This is a genomic window from Streptomyces sp. NBC_01485 (genome assembly GCF_036227125.1).
Lineage (GTDB): Bacteria > Actinomycetota > Actinomycetes > Streptomycetales > Streptomycetaceae > Streptomyces.
The window spans coordinates 123,981-144,527 of record NZ_CP109435.1 but is presented as its reverse complement, the minus strand read 5'-3'; the positions used below and the strand labels follow the sequence as shown (position 1 = coordinate 144,527).

General features: G+C 69.1%; 15 protein-coding genes. 14 read left to right on the top strand and 1 reads right to left on the bottom strand.

Annotation, left to right across the window (positions count from 1 at the left end; all coding sequences use genetic code 11):
- Positions 1-300: 300 nt before the first annotated feature.
- The 7 genes from OG352_RS00480 (at position 301) to OG352_RS00450 (ending at position 10,008) form a co-directional block, all read left to right on the top strand.
- Positions 301-1,635 (top strand): sensor histidine kinase, encoded by a 1,335-nt coding sequence (locus OG352_RS00480; RefSeq protein ID WP_329213107.1) that lies wholly within the window; start codon positions 301-303, stop codon positions 1,633-1,635.
- The gene (locus OG352_RS00475) at positions 1,632-2,345 is read left to right on the top strand and encodes a response regulator transcription factor (RefSeq protein ID WP_329213106.1); all 714 of its coding nucleotides are present in this window, start codon (positions 1,632-1,634) and stop codon (positions 2,343-2,345) included. Before OG352_RS00480 ends, OG352_RS00475 begins: the two co-directional genes overlap by 4 nt.
- Before the next feature lie 51 nt (positions 2,346-2,396).
- The gene (locus tag OG352_RS00470; protein ID WP_329213104.1) at positions 2,397-3,785 is read left to right on the top strand and encodes a serine hydrolase domain-containing protein; all 1,389 of its coding nucleotides are present in this window, start codon (positions 2,397-2,399) and stop codon (positions 3,783-3,785) included.
- Positions 3,786-4,335: 550 nt separating this feature from the next.
- Positions 4,336-5,958, top strand: a complete 1,623-nt coding sequence (locus tag OG352_RS00465) for a trypsin-like serine protease (RefSeq protein ID WP_329213102.1) — start codon at positions 4,336-4,338, stop codon at positions 5,956-5,958.
- Positions 5,959-6,076: 118 nt separating this feature from the next.
- Positions 6,077-6,844 carry a two-component system response regulator CseB gene (gene cseB, locus OG352_RS00460; RefSeq protein WP_329213099.1) on the top strand — a complete coding sequence of 256 codons (768 nt, stop codon included), beginning with the start codon at positions 6,077-6,079 and terminating at the stop codon, positions 6,842-6,844.
- A 1-nt stretch (position 6,845) separates the two neighbouring features.
- Positions 6,846-8,099 (top strand): HAMP domain-containing sensor histidine kinase, encoded by a 1,254-nt coding sequence (locus tag OG352_RS00455; protein ID WP_329213098.1) that lies wholly within the window; start codon positions 6,846-6,848, stop codon positions 8,097-8,099.
- Positions 8,100-9,339: 1,240 nt separating this feature from the next.
- Positions 9,340-10,008 (top strand): Crp/Fnr family transcriptional regulator, encoded by a 669-nt coding sequence (locus OG352_RS00450; protein WP_329213096.1) that lies wholly within the window; start codon positions 9,340-9,342, stop codon positions 10,006-10,008.
- Here the strand turns inward: OG352_RS00450 and OG352_RS00445 are convergent.
- A complete protein-coding gene (locus tag OG352_RS00445; RefSeq protein WP_329213094.1) occupies positions 9,968-11,497 on the bottom strand; it encodes a 4'-phosphopantetheinyl transferase superfamily protein in 1,530 nt (509 codons plus the stop codon). The two genes, OG352_RS00450 and OG352_RS00445, sit on opposite strands and share 41 nt — an antisense overlap.
- A 433-nt stretch (positions 11,498-11,930) precedes the next feature.
- Between OG352_RS00445 and OG352_RS00440 the strand changes: the two genes are divergently transcribed.
- The 7 genes from OG352_RS00440 (at position 11,931) to OG352_RS00410 (ending at position 20,508) form a co-directional block, all read left to right on the top strand.
- Positions 11,931-12,704, top strand: coding sequence for a Crp/Fnr family transcriptional regulator (locus tag OG352_RS00440; protein ID WP_329213092.1), 774 nt, complete (start codon positions 11,931-11,933; stop codon positions 12,702-12,704).
- A 107-nt stretch (positions 12,705-12,811) separates the two neighbouring features.
- Entirely contained in the window at positions 12,812-14,089 is a 1,278-nt protein-coding gene (locus tag OG352_RS00435; RefSeq protein WP_329213090.1) for a cation:proton antiporter, read from the top strand.
- Between the two features lie 28 nt (positions 14,090-14,117).
- Positions 14,118-15,080, top strand: coding sequence for a DUF6039 family protein (locus OG352_RS00430; protein ID WP_329213088.1), 963 nt, complete (start codon positions 14,118-14,120; stop codon positions 15,078-15,080).
- Between the two features lie 2 nt (positions 15,081-15,082).
- A complete protein-coding gene (locus OG352_RS00425) occupies positions 15,083-16,312 on the top strand; it encodes a hydroxymethylglutaryl-CoA synthase family protein (protein ID WP_329213086.1) in 1,230 nt (409 codons plus the stop codon).
- Between the two features lie 2 nt (positions 16,313-16,314).
- A complete protein-coding gene (locus tag OG352_RS00420; RefSeq protein WP_329213084.1) occupies positions 16,315-17,094 on the top strand; it encodes an enoyl-CoA hydratase-related protein in 780 nt (259 codons plus the stop codon).
- A complete protein-coding gene (gene fabD / locus OG352_RS00415) occupies positions 17,094-19,460 on the top strand; it encodes an ACP S-malonyltransferase (protein WP_329213082.1) in 2,367 nt (788 codons plus the stop codon). Before OG352_RS00420 ends, fabD begins: the two co-directional genes overlap by 1 nt.
- A 79-nt stretch (positions 19,461-19,539) precedes the next feature.
- Positions 19,540-20,508: a DUF6039 family protein gene (locus OG352_RS00410; protein WP_329213081.1), complete on the top strand. Its 969-nt coding sequence runs from the start codon at positions 19,540-19,542 to the stop codon at positions 20,506-20,508.
- The last annotated feature ends 39 nt before the right edge of the window (positions 20,509-20,547 follow it).

Sequence of the window (20,547 nt, the reverse complement as noted above, 5' to 3'; positions counted from 1 at the left end):
AAGAGATCAAGACCCCTGCCGGTTCCTGACCCCTTGCTTCCCACCACGCACCCGCGCCCCCGAGGAGATGGCCGTCGGGCCGGGTCTGGGCCCAGACCCCCGATCCAGTGTCGCGCCCGGGCCCGGAGGTGACCTACGATTCATGAAAGGGCGTGTGATTTCGGGCTGTTGAATCCTGCAGCGGCGCGGCAGCCCTCGGTCGGTATGTGTCGGTCGGCGGCGGTGTTCGGGCAGGCCCGGCTGCGGCAGCGGCGAAGTTCGGGGCCGAGGACGCCGGGCGTTGCTCCCAGCGAGGTGAACTTGCAGTTCTGGCTGGACCCATTGGCTGCGTCGATCAAGAAATCCTCCGCTGTGTCCATGCGCGTGGGGGCGGAGACGATGCGCTGTGGGCAGTCCCTGATCGTCTGGGTTCGGGCTCAGCCCATGGCCCGTCGTGATGCCGCGCTGGCCGTCGGATTCACGGTGCTGGCCTTCACTCCGGGCCTGGCCGAGCAGGGAACCGCCCTGGGGTGGGTGACGCCTCAGCGCTCCTTCGATGTGCCGGCGGCCCTGCTCGTGCTCGGGCACTCCCTGCCACTCGCGATACGCCACCGCGCTCCCGCGCTCTGTCTGACCCTGATCTCTGTGTCGTTCTTCGCCTACCAGTGCCTTGGCTACCGGGCTACGGTCGCGAGTCTCGGGCTCTACCTCGCGCTCTACACCGCCGGGATGCTCGTGGTCCGGCATCGGCGGCGGCTCCTGGCCGCGTGTGTCGTCGCGTATGCCGTCCTGTCCGTGTGTCTGGAGATGTCGGGGTCGCCGAACAAGCCGGTCGAGTATCCGCAGCTGTTCGCCGTCCCGGCGGCCTGCTGGATGTTCGGGGTCTGGGCCCGGACGCGTCTGCGGCAGCAGGAGCAGCTGCAGCAGCTCGCACTGGAGGCGGCCATGCAGGACGAACGGGAGCGGATCGCGCGGGAACTGCATGATGTCGTGACCCACCATGTGACGGCGATGCTGGTGCAGGCCGACGCCCTGCCGTATCGGCTGGATACGGCCTCCGCCGAAGGCCGGCAGCGAGCCGAGACCGATCTGTCGTCGATCAGTACTACCGGCCGCCGGGCGCTGGCGGATCTGCGGGAGCTGCTGGGCGTGCTCAGTCCCGCGCACGACGCGAAAGCGGCTCCGCGGGAGCCGACCGCCGGTTCGTTGCGCGAGCTGGTGGAGCAGACCCGGCTGGTCGGGCAGCCGATCGAACTGGTCGAGGACCGTCCGTCGCGAGTCATCGACGACGGGACCGGTCTGGTGGTGTATCGCGTCGTCCAGGAAGCGCTCACGAACGCGCTGAAACATGCGCCCGGTCGAAGAACGGTGGTTCGCGTGCTGTCCGTCGTCCCTGATCACGTCATCGTCGAGGTGAGGACCGAAGGTCCGGGTCACGGGCCGACGAACGGGCCGACGAGCGGACTGGCTCGCGGTCCTCGGCCGGCTCCCTCCGGTCGGGGACTCGATGGGCTGCGTCGCCGGATGGCACTGGTCGCGGGGGAGTTGGTCGCCGAGCAAAGTGTGGACGGCAGCTTCGTGGTGCGCGCGACGTTGCCCATCAACGGCAAAGCCGGGGGCATGGGAAACATCGGGACCACAGGGAGTACGGCGTGAGCGCGGAGACCGGGCGGACCAACGGTGAAGAGCCTCGGATTCGTGTCCTGGCCTGCGACGACCAGGCTCTCGTGCGGGCGGGTTACGCCACCATCTTCTCCGCCCAGCCTGATCTTGAGGTTGTCGGCGAAGCCGGGGACGGTATCGAGGCGGTCCGGCTCGCCGCCCAACTCCGACCGGACGTCGTCGTCATGGACATCCGGATGCCGCGCCTCGACGGTATCGAGGCGACCCGGCGGATCGCCGGCCCGGACGCCACCGACGCGATCAAGGTGCTGGTGGTGACGACGTTCAACCTCGACGAGTACGTCTTCGACGCACTGCGCGCCGGAGCCAGCGGGTTCCTCCTGAAGGACACTCCGCCCCCGGAACTGATCGCGGGAATCCGCACGGTCGCCGCAGGCAACGCACTGCTGGCGCCCGAGGTCACGCGTCGTCTGGTAGGCCGTTTCGGTGACCGGATCCGACACGAGGAGGCTCCGGCGTCGCGGGTCGAGGATGCGCTGACCGCTCTGACCGCCCGCGAGGTCGAGGTCCTGAAGCGGATCGCCGAGGGGCTGTCCAATGCCGAGATCGCCGCCGCGCTCGTGATCAGCCCGGAGACGGTGAAGACCTACGTGTCCCGCATCCTGGCCAAACTCTCCCTGCGCGACCGGGTTCAGGCAGTGATCCTGGCCTATCGGATCGGGCTGGCCACGCCCGAGACCTGAGCCGTCCGGCCGCCGACTCACCTCGGCCATCCCCCGACAGAGCTACCCGCGGTGTCCACCGTCGGGCGATGTGGCGGTCCCGGGCGCACTCCTAGTGTCGATCTCGCCGCTGCGGAAGGGCCGCAGCCACCAGGAGGAGTCGTCATGGCGAGGCACGACGGAACACCGCGGACAGACGGCCGCAAGCAGTCCTGGCACCGTCGCGGAGCGGCCGGGGTTACGGCCCTGTCCTTGGCCGTTGGCGTAGCCGCGACGATGATGACCGGGCCGGCCGACGCAACGCCGGTCGACCAGAAGCCCGCAAACCAGGACCAGAACCAGCGGCTGGCCGCGATCGCCGATCAGACCGTGGCCGCCGGAACTCCGGGTCTGATCGTGCGGGTGGATGACGGTCATGGACCGGTGAAGACAATCGTCCGACAGGCTGCCTGGAGCAGGAAGGATCACATCCTCGCGGCGGACGACGAGTTCCGGATGGCCTCCAACACCAAGACGGTCACGGCAACCCTGATCCTGCAGTTGGTCGCCGAACACCGGGTCAAGCTGAGCGACTCGATCGAGAAGTGGCTGCCCGGCCTGGTGCCCAATGGCCAGAACATCACCCTGCGGATGCTGCTCAACCACACCAGCGGGCTCGACGACTTCGCCTACGACCCCGAGGCCCTGGCGCTGATGACCGGTCAGGTGGACGAACTGCCGACCGCACAGGAGGTGCTGGCGATAGGGACCAAGCGGCCGGTGCTGTTCGCGCCCGGCAAGGGCTGGTCGTACAGCAACACCGGGTACATCGCACTCGGCCTGGTTCTGGAGAAGGCCACCGGGCACAGCTTGGCCGACCTCGTCCAGCAGCGAATCGCCCGGCCGCTCGGCATGAAGAACACCTACCTGTCCACTGCCGTCCCCTCTCACCACACCCGCCCGGCGGCGCACGGTTACGAGCCCGATGCCACCCACCTGGCACCCATCCTGCCGCCCGGCACACCGGAGGGCTTCGGCTTCGTCGGACCCACGCGCAACGAGCATGTCGACGTCACGGCGATCAACCAGAGCTGGAACGGGGCGGCCGGAGCGATCGTGTCCACCGCGAGTGACTGGGCGCGCTTCGACCAGTCCCTGATGTCCGGCCGGCTTGTCCCCGAGCCCCTGCTGAACGAGATGCGCGTCGTCGTCCCGGAGGACGATTCGGACGGGCCCGGCCGCAGCTACGGGCTGGGCCTGGAAAAGATCCAGACGCCGTGCGGGACGGTATGGGGTCACGACGGCGCCCTGCCCGGCTACCAGAGCGACAACTACACGGACCTTTCCGGGAAACGCACGGTTTCGGTGCTGAGCACCACTCACTTCGGCCTCATGACCGATCCGGAAACCGGCGCTGCCGAAGACGCACTGGTGAACGCTGCCATCTGCACGATGCTCGACAAACCCATCCCGGCCGGCTGACGCGTCCCCGAGCGAGCCGCCCGAACCGTCCACCGCGGCGCGATGGCCGAACGGTCGACGACTCCCAGCGTTGATCTTGCCTTCCTGATCTCGCCGGCGCACTTCTGAAAGAGAGTCATCATGCCCACTCCGACCGCACCTTGGGTCCGAAGTCCTGTCCCGGAGCCGGAAGCGGTGCCTCGGCCCGGTCTCCTGGGCCGCCTTGCCGCCGTTTCATTCCGGCACGCATCGAAGGCCGACCGGAGAGAGGGACCTGGCAGCCGGCACTCCGTTCATGAACAGCCGCGGGCTCCCGCACTTCGACGCGCACTTCGACGCGCACTTCGAGAACGGCCGCGGACCGCGTCCCGTGCATGTCCACGGCATCATCCGACCTGTTGGACGCGCTGATACACAACTGAGCGGTTGCCGTGCGGCGCCTGATACGCGGGGGAGACCCGCCGGTAGACCGCTGGGTCCAGGATCGAGGCCGGACGGGACGGCCGACTGCTGTTCCCCCGTACCAGCCCGCCGGAGCGATGGCCGGCGGCCGACGAAAGGGGAGTCACTCATGCGCACGTCGATAGGCCGAAGGGCGGCCGCCGTCCTGACGACGGGGGTCGCGGTGACCGCGACCCTGATGGCCGCCTTACCGGCGCAGGCCATCGTGGGTGGCACCGAGTCCACCCATGCGTACTCGTTCATGGGCTCTTTTCAGCCGTCCTATCCCGCGCCGCCACGCCCGGACAAACACGGCTGTGGGGTGGAGGTCCTTGCGCCGCAATGGGTTCTGACCGCCAGCCACTGCGCCGGCAGGAACCCGACCGGCGCGAAGGCGGGTGTCCCGCGCGGCTGGAAGGTCCGGGTCGGGTCACTGGACACCACGTCCGGAGGCGAGGTCGCCGAGGTCGACCATTACTACCGGCTGGCGACCAGTCGAGACGAGGGGGGTTTCTGGGGCCGGGACATGGCGTTGATGCACCTGCGGACCCCGGTTCGGGCCAAGCCCGTGCGGATCGCCTCGACCACTCCGCCGGACAACACTCCCGTCCGCATCATCGGCTGGGGCATGACCTGCGACGACAGCACCAATCAGGCGTGTTCCCCCACGCGGCTGCGGGAGGCTGACACCGTGGCGCAGCCGGTCTCGACGTGTCCGTCAGCCGAGCCCAGCGGAGAGTTGTGCATCGGTAGCGCCGACGGCAGCGTCGCCGCGTCGAACATGGACTCCGGGGGTCCTGCGCTGGTCCGCGAGGGCGGTCAGTGGGCGGTGGCTGGTGTGGTCAGCGGCCCCGACGAAAGCGGCAAGACGCTGTACACCGATGTCACCAGGCACGCCGACTGGATCAACGGCATCATCACCGGCACCAACGTGCCCCCCGATGACCAGATCCCGGACGTGGAAGGTGCGGCGGACCTGAGCAACTGCGTGGGCTCAGTGGTCCGTACCCCCGCCTCCCGGCCGCAGGACCCGGCGCTGTTGCTGACCAACGGCCACTGCGTGCAAGGGCAGTGGCCCGCGCCCGGAACCGCGCTGCTGGACCAGCAGGCCGACCGCGAGGTGCCTGTCGCCGACCGTCAGGGCTACCCCCAGACCACCGCCCGTGCGAAACGGCTGGTGTACGCGACGATGACCGGCACCGACATCGCGCTCTACCGCCTGGACAAGACCTACGCGCAGTTGAAGGCCGAAGGCGCGAAAATCTTCCAGCTCACCTCCACCCCCGTGCGCGCAGGCGACCCACTGACCGTGGCATCCACCGGCATCCGCTACAACTGCACCGCCGAGGCCGTGGTCCCACACCTGCGGGAGGGCGGTTACCAGCTGAACAACTCGATCCGCTACACCACCACCGAAGACTGCACCCCCTGGCACGGCGACTCCGGCTCGGCGCTGTTGGCCCCCGACGGCACCACGGTCGTGGGAATCCACAACACCCACAACGATGCCGGCGAGCAGTGCACCGACAACAACCCCTGCGAAGTGGGCCCGAACGGGGAAGTAACCTCCGAGAAGGGCCGTGGCTATGGCCAGCAGGTTTACATGATCACGGACTGCCTGGCCAAGGGATCAAGACTGGACCTGTCCCACCGGGGCTGCACCCTCACCGGTGCCACGCCGCGTTCCGGCCACCGCGACGGCCGCCCCAGTGACCAGGGCCGGCAGGGCGGCTCCCAGACCTACAAACCCTGACCCGGTCGACATCACCGGCGAACTCAGCCCTGGTGCAGGCGCGGTGGAGACAGGATTCGGCAGGGCGGTATCCCCTGTCGCATGATGGTCCTTCACTACCTATGTGCGATGGGGAGAGATGTCGGTTCCAGTGGCCGGTGGAAACGCCCTGGCGCCCGTGGCGATCCTGCTCGTCGAGGACGACGAGGTGATCCGCAGATCGGTCACCATGGCGCTGGAGCGCTACGGCTACCGTGTCACCTCCGCCGGCGACGGCCTGACCGGACTCGAGCTGTTCCGGGAAGGCCGCCACGACCTGCTGCTGCTGGACGTGATGCTGCCTGCCCTCGACGGCATCGGGCTGTGCCGCCGGGTCAGGGAGACCAGCATGGACCCGATCCTGATGATGTCCGCGCGCGGCGACGCCCTGTACGTGGTCTCCGCCCTGGAGGCGGGTGCCGACGACTACGTGGTCAAACCCGTCGACACCGCGGTGCTGGTGGCCCGGATCCGCTCGCTGCTGCGGCGGGCGACCTTCAACCCTGCCGCGCTGCACTACCCCCCGACCGAACCGGTGGGCGGTGCAGCGCGGCAGGAGGATTCCGGCCGCCCGGACGAACATGCCCCGCTGGTCTTCGGCGACCTGACCATCGACATCGTCGGTCTCGAGGTGTTCAGGGCGGGCGAACCGGTTGCGCTGGCCCCCACCGAGCTGCGGCTCCTGCTGGAACTGGCCGCGAACCCCGGCGTCGTTCTGGACCGGCAGATGCTGCTGCGCAACGTGTGGGACTACGGCTGGGACGGCGACAGCCGCGTGGTCGACCTGTGCGTCCACCGGCTGCGGAAGAAGATCGGAGCCGAGCGGATTCAGACCGCCCGCGGGTTCGGCTACAAGTTGCGGCGCTGACGTGGACACCCTGCGCGACCTGCTGAACTGGCGTTCGCTGCGCTGGAAGATCGCTGTGCTTGTCGCCGTGGCCTGCTGCGCCATCGCGCTGACCGTCGGGATTCTGGTCCACCTCAGCACCCTGGCCCGGTCGCTGAACGACGGCAGGTCCAAGGCCGTGACGCAGCTGTCCCAAGACGTGCAGGACTACGAGCGGGACGGCGCCCCGCCCGACGCGCTTCGGATGCCGCCCGGGGCCATGCCCGACGAGCTGCTGCGCCGGCTCGGGGACCCGCAGGGTCTGAGGGACGGGTATGCCACCTGGTACGACGGTGACGGCCCCGGGGACCACCCCTCGATGTGGGCGGCGCAGACGTACCGAGGCAGCCCCGTCGCGGTGGAAGTCGACATGACGTCCGACCTGCTCACCCGGCGCGCCCTGGACCGGCACATGTGGAAGTACTCCCTGGTCGCGCTGGCCGTCGTCGTACCGCTGTCAGCGCTCGCCGCGGAACTGCCCAACCGCAGGCTGCGGCGGGTGGCGCGGACCGCGCACCGGATCGCGGCCGGTGACCTGGCTGCCAGGACCGCGGCCGGCCGCGGCAGCGACGAGATCGCCGAGATATCTGCCACCGTCGATTCCATGGCCGACAGCCTGCTCGGGCGGCTGCTGGCCGAGCAGCGCTTCACCGCCGACGTCGCTCACGAATTGCGCACCCCGCTGATGGGTCTGGTCATCGCGAGCGGGCTGCTCCCCGAGGGGGAGGCCACGGATCTCGTCAGGGACCGGGTGGGCGTGCTGCGGACGCTGGTGGAGAACCTGCTGGAGATCTCCCGGCTCGACGCGGGCGCCGAGCGGGCCGACGTCGGGCCCGTTCCGCTCGCCGAGGCGGTCGGGGAGTCGCTGGCCCGCACCGGGCTGCAGACACAGCTCACCACGGCCGGCGCCCTGTCCGCCGAGACCGACCCGCGCCGGCTCGACAGGATCGTCGCCAACCTGGTCGTCAACGCCCACCGGCATGGTCGCGCCCCCGTCGAGGTCGAGGTGGCGGGGACCTGCGTGACCGTACGGGACCACGGCCCGGGCTTCTCCCGCGAACTGCTCGCCGACGGACCCCAACGGTTCCGCACCGGGGCGTCGGAACGCGGCCGGGGTCACGGCCTCGGGTTGACCATCGCGCTCGGCCAGGCCCAGGTCATCGGGGCGTCGCTGTCCTTCGCCAACGCGCCCGACGGCGGGGCCGTCGCCACGCTTCGCCTCCCGGCGGCCGACTGACGCGGCGCGGAACGTCGCAGTGAGTACTCAATGACGGCGGCTGCGGCACAACGGTGAAACGACCGGCAGGAGTGCGGTGCGGCCGGCCCCGGTCCGCCGGCTGGTACCGCAACGGTGCTTGTCCTGATTGCGGGCAGTTTTCAGGGACTGTGTCCGCGTCGTTTGCAGTGGCTGGTGCGGGCTCGGTGCTGACGTCGTCGTCGCCGGCGTGACCAGTGCAGAATGTCGTCGACCGGGGTGGGGCGGCGGTCGGTGAGGCGGGTGATCAGGCGTCGGATCTCGGCGGGACTGAGGTGGATGAGCCGGGAGGATCCCACTCCGGGCCCGTGGAACCCGGTGCACCCGCGGCGTCACGCGACGGCCCGCCTCGAGCGGCCCGAGGACATTACGGGCGGACTGCCGAACAGGTCAGCCGCCGAATCCTGCTGACGAATCGAGGTCAACAATCGATCAATGGTGTGCTTAACTCGGACATAAAAAGTCGGCAAAAGGTCAACCGTACTTGAGTCAAGGCGGCCCAATTCCTGCCATGGGATCTCCGTTTGGCGTGCTCATGCGGAATTCCGGTCACTCATCAAGTGCTCTGCGAGAACCCGCGCACTGGTTGGCTGAAATTCGGGGTCGGATGACGTGGGTCATCCAAGGTTTAAAACTCGTACGGTGGGGAAGTGGCGCCGATCGTGTTCTATTCTGTCCTGATTCGATCGTAGACCGTCCGGCCTGGTGCACTTCTAGACGCATTGGCTGAACGTGGCCTCTGAAGTAATCGAACGCGGTCGTAGGGTGTAGAGAACGAGGGGATGCAGCGGTTCATCCTCTCGGGTGATTGGGGGCACCATCGGGAGCTGCTCGGTGAAGGGCGCTCCGGGTGATAAGGGGGAGCTTTGTGTGCGGGCCTGTTCTCCGTTCCATGATGCCCGCAGGGTGCGGGGCGTGGACATTTCATCTACGGCGGCAGCGGGCCCACGGGGGGTGCTCGCCCGCAGGTCGGCGAGGTGAGCGGGCAGGGGCTCCGTCCGGTGGCTCCCGTTATGCCGTGGTGCGCTTCCGTCGTAACCGCCTCCACCCGTCCGGCGGCCCGTTTCGGCTTGGCCGGAGGTACTACTGGAGTTGTTGATGGGCCTGATGGGCCTGATGGGGCGAGTGCGCAGGCCGGGTCTCCTTCGAAGTCTCTTTCCTGAAGAGGAATGCGTCGATCTGCCGAACATTGAGTGACAGCTAGGCCGGGGGGAAATTCTTTATGGGTGTGGTCGAGCGCATACCGTTCACGGAGATTCTGCGAAGCGCCGTGCTCCGAGATGGCAGCAGCGCGTCTGTGATGTACCTCGCCCGGGGAGCCAGCGCCTACTCGAGTGGGCAGCAGGACGGAAATCTTTATCTGATCGAGGAGGGGCAGATTAAACTCGTCTCCGACTCACCCGATGGAAAGCGATGTCTGCTTTCGGTGATGGTCGAAGGGGAGTTCTTCGGAGAGCTGGCGATCCTCTCAGGAACCCGTATGGAGACGGCGACGGCGATGAAGCCGACGGTGCTTCGCCGGGTTCCGGCGTCAAGGCTGGCCGCCGCGCTGCAGAGGGAGCACTTCGCGGAGGACTTCGCCCTCCATCTGTTGTCCCTGCTGTCGGATCAGCAGCGGGTGATCGCCAACAGGGTGACCATGACGAGTGAGAGGCGTCTGGCCGCCGCTCTCCTTGAGCTCGCATGGAAGGTGGGTAAGCGACAGGGCGTCGAGCTGAGGATCGACAGGCGCATCACTCACGAGGATCTCTCGGAGATGGTGGGCACCACGCGCTCGCGCGTCGGTTTCTTCCTCAAGAACTTCCGGCGCGAGGGGCTGATCGCCTGCGGCGGCAGCGCCCATCTCACCGTCAACGAACCACGTCTTGTCCGTTACCTGGCGACGGACTGACCGGCCTTGCGGCGCGAGCGGGCGGGGACAGGGACCGGCGGGGGTCCGACGGCAGGCCGGCGTCCACACCGTGGCCGACCACCGTCAGGTCGGCGCCGGCACCCCGGCGCAGAGCGAGCGCCAGCAGATGTTCCGGGCCGGGCAGCCACTGCCGGAACTGCCAACGCCCGGCGTGGTCGTGGGACAGCGAGATGGCCCCGGTGTCCGCGCCCGGGCCGCTGCTCCCGGGGGCCCCGGTGAACGAGAAACAGCACTGGTCGAAGGGAACGGACAGGCCGAGGCCGATGGCCTTGGCGTACGCCTCTTTGAGAGTCCAGTAGCGCAGGAACCCCGCGGCGCGCGACGGCTCCGGCAGTGCGAGCAGCGCCGCCGCTTCGGACGGGGCCAGGACCGTGCGCACCGACCGGTGGTCCGCGCTGCGACGCCCGAGTGCCTCGACGTCGATCCCGCAGTCCGGCCCCCGGGTCACCACACAGGCGGCCAGTCCCGCGGTGTGCGAGAGATTGAACCGCAGCCCCGTGCCGGCCGCCTCGCCCGCCAGTTCCGGGCGGCCCTGCGGCCCGGTGCGGAACTGCCACTCGGTGGGATCGACCCCGGGTGCGGCCCGGCTCAGCGCGGTACGCAGCAGGCCGTGCGCGGTGGCATAGAGGTCGCGGTCCGCGGCGTGGCGGAAGCGGTCCATTCGGTCCCGCTCGCTCACCGAGAGCAACGGCAGCCACCGGGCGGCCTGGTCGTCTCCCCCCTCGGGGGACCTCGGAACCCGGCAGGTCCACACATGGGCCTGCCGGGTTCTGGACATGCGCGGACGGCGGTCCACTCGACCCCTGTCCCCTACTGCTTGTGCGGTCCCAGGCGGACGGGCAGTTCGACAAGGCCCCGCATGATGCGGGTGGGGCGCCGGCGCAGCTCGTCGGGCGAGCAGCCGAGTGAGGCCTCGGGGAAGCGGCGCAGCAGCGCGGAGACGCCGACCTGGCCCTCGGTCGTTGTCGGGCACCCCGAGAATCTCGCAGATGACCGTGGTCGCCAGCGGGTGGGCGTAGTCCTCCACGAGATCGACGGTCCCCGACGGGTCCATCCGGTCGAGGAGTTCAGCCGCGATCTCCTGCGTGCGGGGCCGCGTCTCCTCCATGCGCCGCTTGGTGAACGCCTTGCTGATCAGCCGACGCAACCGGGTGTGGTCCGGCGGGTCGGTGTTGACCAGGTGTTGGAGACAGGCCTCGCGGTTGTCGCGCTCGCCCTTGACGTACCCCGCTTCGCGCAACTGGTCCCAGGCGAGGCCCGGATCCTTGGCGAAGCGCGGGTCCGCCATCACGGCCTTGGCCTCCTCGTAGCGCAGGACGATCTGCCGGTGGAGGCCGTTGGGCTCGCGGATGAGCTGCACCACGCCGTCCGCGCGCATCTTGGCGTACATCTCGTACGGGTCGACCCGCGGGCCCGTAGGCAGGATCGGGGGTTCCTGGGCATCGGCTTGCGGGGACCGGTCGCTCACGGACATGCTCCGTTTCCCTGGCTTACCAGGTCACCTGAGGATGAATGAGTCAATCTCGTGGTGTGACGCCGATGCTAGAACCGTGATGGGCGGCTGCTCTGCTCCGGATTGAGCACCCGGGCGCAGAACCGCGGCGATCGGCCCGCCGGGCGTGCGTCTGCGTGGCGCCTGTGCGAAGGAACCCGAGGTGGGCGGGAGTTCCGGTGTCCCGCCGCGGCGGGGCCGGGCGCTGGAGGGTCCCCCGTGCGGAGACCTTGGCGCGCGGCGGATCGCCCCTTAGGCTCCGGTATCGTCCACGCAGGTCTTGCGCCAGGGGGACGGTGCTGTGATTCAGCGGACAGCAGTCTCCGCCTGCCCACCCTGCCGTTCCGGTCCGGTCGACGCGGTGTCCGCGACGGATCGAACCGGCCCCCACGAAGGGTTGAGGTTGACAATGAGGGCGACCCTCTACCACTCATCCGACTGGACCGTCACCGCCGGCCGTCCCGCGGCCCGTTCGTCCGAAGACGCGATGCGTTTCAGGAAACGACTGCGCACTCTCTGCCTGACACAGCTGAACGACGCCACCACCGTGACCGTTCCGCGCCGCGATCACGTCTACACGTCCGGTTCCAAGAACGGTCAGGTGTACGTGATCGAGAGCGGACAGGTCAAGACATTCGTCACCACCGAGAGCGGCAAACGATGTCTGCTTTCCATCTACACCGCCGGAGAAGTGATCGGCGAGTTGGGGCTCCTGGGGCAGGAGCGGCGTGAGTCCGCGGCGGCCATGACACGCTGCACCCTTCGCCAGGCGTCCGGGGAGCGGTTTCTGGCGGCGCTCACCGCGGAGAACCTGCTGCCCGCGTTCGTCCGCCACCTCGGTGAGCGGGTCCAGGACCAGCAGAACATCATCGCCGACATGGCGACGATGGGGAGCGAGCGCCGCCTCGCCGCGCGGCTGCTGTACCTCGCCGGACAGCTGGGAACGCGGCATGGACGCTTGGTGCTGATCAACGCCCGTATAACCCAGGAGGAGTTGGCCGACATGATCGGCACCACCCGGTCGCGCGTCGGGTTCTTCCTCAAGCGCTTCCGTGAGGCCGGCCTCGTCCGCATCACCCAGACGTCGCTGATCGTCGACAGTGCGCGGCTGGCGGACTACGTCGACTGCGGGGACCCTCTGTCGTCGACGACGCCCCCGTACGTGCCCGATGCTCAATCCTGAGCGGCGCGGCGGCAGTTGTCCGCCCGAGCCTTGACGAAAGGCCGCGGCCGGGTGGAAAGGGCAACATGTCGCTCAGTTCTCATCAGTCCCTGGTTTTCCTGATCCAGGTGACCGTGCTCCTCCTGTTCGCGCTCGCCCTGGGAAGGGCCGCCTCCCGGTTCGGTATGCCGGCCGTCGTCGGTGAACTGCTGACCGGGGTGCTGCTCGGCCCGTCCGTACTGGGCTGGACGGCCCCGGGCCTGTCCGGCCGGCTGTGGCCGGAGCACGGTGTGCAGCCCCAACTCATGGACGCGCTCAGCCTGGTGGGTGTCCTGCTGTTCGTCGGTGTGTCGGGCGCCCATCTCGATCTGCGGATGCTGCGCCGCCGGCCGCGCACCGTGCTGTCGGTCAGCGGCTGCGCGCTGCTGCTGCCGCTCGGGCTCGGCGTCGCCGCGGGGCTCATGCTGCCCGCCGCGATGATGGGCCCGCATGCGAGCCGCCCCTCGTTCGCGCTGCTGCTCGGCGTGGTGATGGGCGTCAGCGCGATCCCGGTGATCGCCAAGACGCTGACGGACCTGAAGATGCTGCACCGGGACATCGGTCAGCTGACACTGGTCGCCGCGGCGGGACAGGACGTGGTGGCCTGGCTGCTGCTCTCGGTGGTCTCGGCGATGACGGTCAGCGGGTTCGCCGCCGGGGACCTCGCGGAGAGCATCGCCCATCTCGCGCTGTTCCTGCTGGCCGCGTGGCTGCTCAGGCCGGTGGCGCGGGCCGGGCTGCGACGGGCGCAGCGGGCGGAGGGTTCGGCACCGGCCATCGGGCTGATGGTGATAACGATCCTCGGCTCCGCCGCGGTCACCCAGGCCCTCGGCCTGGAGGCGGCGCTGGGCGCCTTCGTGGCCGGCTGCCTGCTCAGCTCGCCGTCCCCGGAACTCGCCGCCCGCCTCGCGCCGTTGCGGAGCGTCACGCTGGCGGTCTTCGCGCCGATCTTCCTCGCGGGCGCCGGTCTGCACATGGACCTGAGGACTCTCCGGGACCCGGGCACGCTGACGGCCGGCGCCATCGTGATCGTGCTGGCCATCAGCGGCAAGTTCGCCGGTGCGTACCTCGGCGCCAGGCTGGGCGGGCTCACGCGCGCGGAGGGGCTGGCACTCGGCGCGGGCTTGAACGCGCGGGGCGCGGTGGAGGTCGTGGTGGCCACCGTGGGACTGCGCATCGGGGTGATCGGAGAGGAGATGTACTCCGTCGTCATCCTGACCGCCGTGCTGACCTCCGTGATGGCGCCGCCGGTGCTGCGCTGGGCCATGGCCAAGGTGGAGCACCGCTCCGAAGAACGCCTGCGCGAAGTGGAGTTGTCGGCCTGGTCGGACAGTCCGGCGACATCCCGCGACCCTGCGCAGAATTGAGCAGCACCGTCCTTGGCGGGCTCGTACGGTGGGCCGCATCGCCCATGGCCAGTACGGACCGGACCTCTCAGTAGAAGGAGGCGGACAATTGACGGCCGCACAGGATTTGATCAGCACTCCGCTCCGATTCCCTCCGGCGTCCCGGCAGACATCAGTGCCGATGGACGAGCTCCTCAATTCGGCGAACGCGGGATTCCTGGTCCACCGGGTCGGACAGCTCAGAAACGAATTCCGGGAGGAGGGCCTGGCCTTCTCCGCCGACCTGGTCGATCTCATCGACAAGGCTCAGGTCGGATACGCCTCCATCTTCGCGTTCGAAGAACTGTTCGGCACCCAGAACCGCTTGCACTGGCTGCTCCACCTGAAGCAGCCGAACGATTATCAGCGCATGCTCGACATGGTCGACCACTCCAAGAAATGGGAGGAGGTCTCCACCGGTGACCGGCTGCCCACCAAGGGCGGTGGCAACTGGGAGCGGATGTTCGTCGAGGGCAGCATGTCCGAGACCGTCATCTGTCCCCAGCACGGCCTCGGCCACCACGACGAAGCCGATGAGGAACCGCTCGACACCTTCCAGCCCCCCGCCCGGTACCAGTCCCGCCTCGACCCGGACAGACTGCTGCACTCCGTCAACTCCGCGCTGACGGTGCACCGCCGGCTCCAGGTGAGGTACGCCGTGCGAGAGGAGGCCCGCAAGTTCTGGTTCGACTGGGCCGGTCATGTCTGCGAGGCCATGGCCGGACGGGCGACGGCTTTCCTGTACGAGGAGATGTGGGGGCAGCAGGACCGGTTGCACCTGCTCATCCACCTGTCCTCGATGGACGCGTACCACGAGCTGACGGCCCTGCCTGAGACCGATCCGAAGATGCGCGAGCTGCTGACGTCGCCCGTCGTTTCCGCGGCCAAGGGCGGCGGAAGCTGGCACGACACGGTGCTCGACGGCTCGATGACCGACACCCTCTGGGCGCCGCTGCACGGCGGCCGGAGCTGAGGATGACCCTCGGAGTCGAGACCGCCAACGCCTACGTCGGGCGGGCCGTACTGGATGTGCGGGAGCTGTTCGAGGTCCGCGGTCTGGACCTCGCCAGGTTCGGCAACCTGATGATGGCGGAGAAGTCGGTCAACCTCCCGTGCGAGGACCCGGTGACCAACGCGGTGAACGCCGCGAAACCGCTCGTCGACTCGCTCTGCGAGGAGGACCGCGACAGCATCGAGGCGGTGATCGTCGGCACCGAGTCCGGCCTGGACTTCGGCAAGCCCCTCAGCACCTATGTGCACCACTATCTGGGACTGGGCCGCCGCTGCCGCTCCTTCGAGGTCAAGCACGCGTGTTACGGCGGCACCGCCGCGTTGCGCACCGCGCTCGGACTGCTCGCCCAGAGTCCGCGCCCCGGCGCCCGCGCCCTGGTCGTCGCCGCCGACGCCGGCGGATCAGTCACCGCAATGCCGTACTGGGAGCCGTCCCACGGTGCGGGCGCGGTGGCGCTGCTGGTCGGGGACCGGCCGGACGTGCTGGAGCTCGACCCCGGCGCCGCAGGCCTGTACAGCTACGAGGTGATGGACACCTGCCGCCCGAGCGCGGACCTGGCGGCGGGCGACTCCGACCTCTCCCTGCTGGCCTACCTGGAGTGCCTGGACCGCAGCTTCGCGGACTACCGGGCCACCGTGCCGGGCGCAGACATCGTGGACACCTTCGACCACCTGGTCTTCCACAGCCCGTTCGGCGGCATGGTCAAGGGCGCGCACCGTCAACTGCTGCGCAAGGCCAAGCGGATGGCACCCGCGGGAATCGAGGCGGACTTCGGGGCGCGAGTCGCCGGCTCGCTCGGCTACACCGCGCGGATCGGCAACACCTACGCCGCCGGACTCTTCATGGCCCTGTGTTCCCTGGTGGAGCACGGCGACTTCACCGAGCCCCGCCGGATCGGTCTCTTCTCGTACGGATCCGGGTGCGCGTCCGAGTTCTACAGCGGCGTCGTCGGCCCCGAAGCCCCCGCCCGGCTCGCGGATTTCAAGATCGGCGAAAGGCTGGACAACCGCCACCGGCTCACCATGGGCGACTACGACCGCCTGGGACGGCACGGCGCGCACGCCGGCGGGGCCGCCGACAGCGAGGTGGACGTGGGTCCCTACCAGGACGTCTACGAGCAGGCCCTCGCGGGCCGCGGGCTGCTGGTGCTCGACCGGGTCGTCAACTACCACCGCCGCTACCGCTGGAGCTGACCATGGGGCACCGGACGATCGATCTCTCCAGTGGGCCGGGCACCCTGAACATCTCCCTGAACCGCCCGGAGCGGCAGAACAGCATCGACGCGACGATGATCCGCGAACTCCACGAGGCCCTGGACCAGGCAGAGGCCGCGACGGACTGCCGGGTGGTGGTCCTGCAGGGCGGTGACGGCGTCTTCTGCACCGGCATGGACCTGCTCGGAGCCGCCGCCGCGGGCGTTCCCGACCAGGACGGCGCGGCCCGCGGCGGAGCCGAGTTCCTCGAGTTGCTAAAACGTTTCACCACGACGCCGCGCGTCGTGGTCGCCAAAGTCGACGGCCGTGTGGCGGGCGGCGGTGTCGGCCTGGCCGCCGCCGCCGACTTCGTCTTCGCGACGCCCGCCAGCACCTTCAGCCTTCCGGAGGCGCTGTGGGGTCTGCTGCCCTGCTGCGTCACACCGTTCCTGATTCGCCGGGTCGGTTTCCAGAAGGCGTACGCGATGAGTCTGAGCACACAGCCCGTGACCGCCGACCAGGCGGTGCTCTGCTCGCTGGCCGACCAGATGGCCGACGACCTCGGCCCGGCGATCCGCAAACTGACCTTCCGGGCCTCCAAGCTCAGCGGGCCGACCATCGGCGACCTCAAGCGGTACTTCGCGAAGATGTGGATCCTGTCGGCCGAACAGGAGCAGACGGCGGTGGACGAGTTCGCCCGGCTGATGTCCTCGGCCGGGGTCGGCCGACGGATCGCCGACTTCGCCGAACGGCAGCGATTCCCCTGGGAGGGCGGCAGCTGATGGGACCGAGAGTCTGGCTCTTTCCGGGACAGGGCGCACAGCGCCGGGGGATGGGACGCGAGCTGTTCGACCGCTTTCCCGAGGCGGCCGCGAGCGCCGACGCCATCCTGGGCTTCTCGGTACGCGAGCTGTGTCTGCAGGATCCCGAGGGCCGGCTGACCGACACGCGCTTCCTGCAGCCCGCGCTGTTCGTCGTCAACGAGCTCACCCGACGGGAGCGGGCCGCGCGCGACGGCGTCCCGGACTTCCTGGCGGGCCACAGCCTGGGGGAGTACAACGCCCTGCTGGCGGGGGGCGCCTTCGACTTCGAGACCGGACTTCGGCTGGTCGCCAGGCGCGGCGAACTGATGAGCCAGGCACCCGCCGGGGGCGGAATGTCCGCGGTGATCGGCCCCGGTGTGGACCGGGTGCCGGACTTCCTCGCCGGGCACGGACTGGACGACGTCGACGTCGCGAACTTCAACTCGGCCCGTCAGATCGTTCTGTCGGGCCCGCTGGACTCGGTGCGGCGGGCGACGGATCTGCTGAGGGCCGAGAAGCTGGGACGAGGCGTGCCGCTGCGGGTCAGCACCGCCTTCCACTCCCGGTACATGGCGCAGGCGGCGGCGGAGTTCGAGGAGTTCCTGGCCGGCTTCGAACTGCGCGACCCCCGGCTGCCGGTGATCGCGAACGTCACCGCGATGCCGTACCGGGCGGGCACGGTGCGCCGGCTGCTGGCGGCGCAGGTGCGCAGTTCGGTGCGGTGGTCGGAGAGCATGGACTACCTCCTCGGCCAGGGTGTCCGTGAGAGCGCTGAGCTCGGGCCGGGCCGGGTGCTGACCGGACTCTGGGAGGAGGCGGTGAAGACCGCCGCCGAGAAGCCGGCGGCCACGCCTGTTCCGGCGGTCGTGACGGCGGTGCCCGCTGCCGAGGCCGTCGCGGCGATCCCCCCTCGGCCCGTGCGACCGCTCCCGGCCGCCCCTTCAGCCCCGCCCCGATCGGGGGCCCCGGTGAAGGCCGCCGAGCGGCTGGGCTCGGCGGCCTTCCGCGCCGACTACGGCGTCCGCTACGCCTATCTCGCCGGGTCGATGTTCAAGGGCGTCGCCTCGACCGCTCTCGTGGTGCGGATGGCCCGCGCGGGCCTGCTGGGGTTCTTCGGAGCGGGAGGCCTCTCGCTGGACCGCGTCGAGAGCGCCATACGGACGATCCGTCAGGAACTCGGCCCCGAGGGCCGCTTCGGGATGAACCTGCTGCACGCGATGCACGACCCCGCCATCGAGGCGGACACGGTGCGGCTGTACCTGCGGCACGACATCCGCTTCGTCGAGGCGGCCGGCTTCATGCAGCTCACCCCGGCCCTGGTCCACTACCGGCTGAGCGGGGCGTACGAGGACCGGGAGGGCCGCCCGGCCGCCCTCCGGCGAGTCGTCGCCAAGGTCTCGCGCCCGGAGGTGGCCGGCGCCTTCATGGCACCCGCCCCCGAGTCCATGGTGCGCAGGCTCGTCGCCGAGGGCTCGCTGACCGAGACGGAAGCCCGGCTGGGACTGCGGCTGCCCGTCAGCGAGGACATCTGCGTCGAGGCGGACTCCGGCGGCCACACCGATGCCGGCGTCGCCTACGCCTTGATGCCCGCCATGACGCGGCTGCGGGACCGCCACCAGCGGGAGCACGCCTACACCACCGCCATCCGGGTCGGCGCCGCCGGCGGGCTGGGATCGCCGGAGAGCCTGGCCGCCGCCTTCGTCCTGGGCGCCGACTTCGTGCTCACCGGCTCGGTCAACCAGTGCTCCCCCGAGGCCGGAACCTCCGACGCGGTCAAGGAACTCCTCGCCGGGGCCGATGTCCAGGACACCGGATACGCCCCGGCGGGCGACATGTTCGAGATCGGCGCACGGGTACAGGTACTGCGCAGGGGCTCACTGTTCTGCGCGCGGGCGAGCAAGCTCTACCAGACCTACCGGCAGTACGACAGCCTGGATGCGATCGACGGCCGCCTGCGCCGCACCATCGAGGAGACCTACTTCCGCCGGGGCTTCGACCAGGTGTGGAAGGAGACTCGCGAGTACTACCTGCGGGTCGGCCGCTCCGAGGAGGTGAAGCGGGCCGAGAGCGACCCCAAACACCTGATGGCGTTGGTCTTCCGCTGGTATTTCGTCCACAGCACACGACTGGCGATGGACGGGGACGACGGCGAGCGGGCGAATTTCCAGATTCACACCGGACCGGCCATGGGCGCATTCAATCGTTTCGTACGCGACACCTCGCTGCAGGACTGGCGGAATCGTCATGTGGACGCCATTGCAGAGGCATTGATGAACGGTGCGGCCGAAGTTCTGCGAGACCGTCTCGCGAGCATTCTTCCGACCGGTTCCCCTGCTCAAAAGTGAGCGGCGCGCTCCACTGCCGGGATGAGGTAATTGCACTGCGGAAGCGAACACTTCACATCCCGGTAGAGGAGCCCGTCCGATGGCCGCAACGTCAAATTCTGAATTCGTTCTTCCGGTCGCGCAGTTGCAGACCTCGGTGCCCGCCGCCGATACCCTGAACTCGGCGAACTCAGGTGTGATCGTCGAGCGGACCGGTCAACTCCGGGCGGAATTCCGCTCCGAAGGCCGGCAGTTCGCCCGTGATCTGTCCGAGTACCTCAACCGGCAGTACGTCGGCATCGCCAGCACCTTCGTCTACGAGGAGACCTTCGGAACGAAGGACACCCTCCACTGGCTGCTGCACATGCGCTCCCTGGAGGCCTACGAGCACCTGGTGCAGATGGGCTCCACCGACGAGGGCTGGCGCGAGGTGATGTTCCGCAACCGCATCCCGCAGGAGCGCGGCGGCGGCTCCTGGGACCGGATGTTCCTCGACGGCGGACTGAAGGAAACAGTGCTCATCCCGCAGAGTTTCGGGATGTACGGAACCGCGGACAGCGAGCCGGAGACGCTGGTCTCGCCCGACGGCGGGATGGAGTGGCTGGCAGTCCCGACGGCCCAGCACCAGACCTCGCAGAAGCCGGACGAGGTGCTGCACTCCGCCAACTGCGGCATCGTCATGCACCGGACCGGCGAGCTGAAGTACGAGTTCCGTTCCGAGGGACGCGAGTTCGCCCGGGCGCTGACCGACAGCTGGAACTCCAGCCTCGGCGGGCTGGCCACGATCTTCCTCTACGAGGAGGCGTTCGGACTCTCCGACCGGATCCACTGGTTCATCCACCTCAAGCAGGTCAGCACCTACTACAACCTGATGGGGCTGCGGGCCAGGACCGACCCGAAGGCCCGTGAGGCCTTCACCAAGGAGTGGATCCCCAAGGAGAAGGGCGGCGGCGGCTGGGAGCGGATGTTCGTCCAGGGCAGCCTCAAGGACATGGCGCTCACACCCCAGCACTGGGGCATGTACGCCACGAAGGCCTCCCCGGCCGGCGAGCCGGCCGACCAGGGCTGAGTCCCGTCCTCGGAGTTCCGCCCTACGCCCCAGGGGGCG

What these genes read in the sequence shown, in the direction of transcription:
- OG352_RS00450 (WP_329213096.1), top strand. Translation starts at nt 9,340, where the DNA reads ATGGGTGTGGTCGAGCGCATACCGTTCACGGAGATTCTGCGAAGCGCC.
- OG352_RS00410 (WP_329213081.1), top strand. Translation starts at nt 19,540, where the DNA reads ATGGCCGCAACGTCAAATTCTGAATTCGTTCTTCCGGTCGCGCAGTTG.
- OG352_RS00440 (WP_329213092.1), top strand. Translation starts at nt 11,931, where the DNA reads ATGAGGGCGACCCTCTACCACTCATCCGACTGGACCGTCACCGCCGGC.
- OG352_RS00420 (WP_329213084.1), top strand. Translation starts at nt 16,315, where the DNA reads ATGGGGCACCGGACGATCGATCTCTCCAGTGGGCCGGGCACCCTGAAC.
- cseB (WP_329213099.1), top strand. Translation starts at nt 6,077, where the DNA reads ATGTCGGTTCCAGTGGCCGGTGGAAACGCCCTGGCGCCCGTGGCGATC.
- OG352_RS00425 (WP_329213086.1), top strand. Translation starts at nt 15,083, where the DNA reads ATGACCCTCGGAGTCGAGACCGCCAACGCCTACGTCGGGCGGGCCGTA.
- fabD (WP_329213082.1), top strand. Translation starts at nt 17,094, where the DNA reads ATGGGACCGAGAGTCTGGCTCTTTCCGGGACAGGGCGCACAGCGCCGG.
- OG352_RS00465 (WP_329213102.1), top strand. Translation starts at nt 4,336, where the DNA reads ATGCGCACGTCGATAGGCCGAAGGGCGGCCGCCGTCCTGACGACGGGG.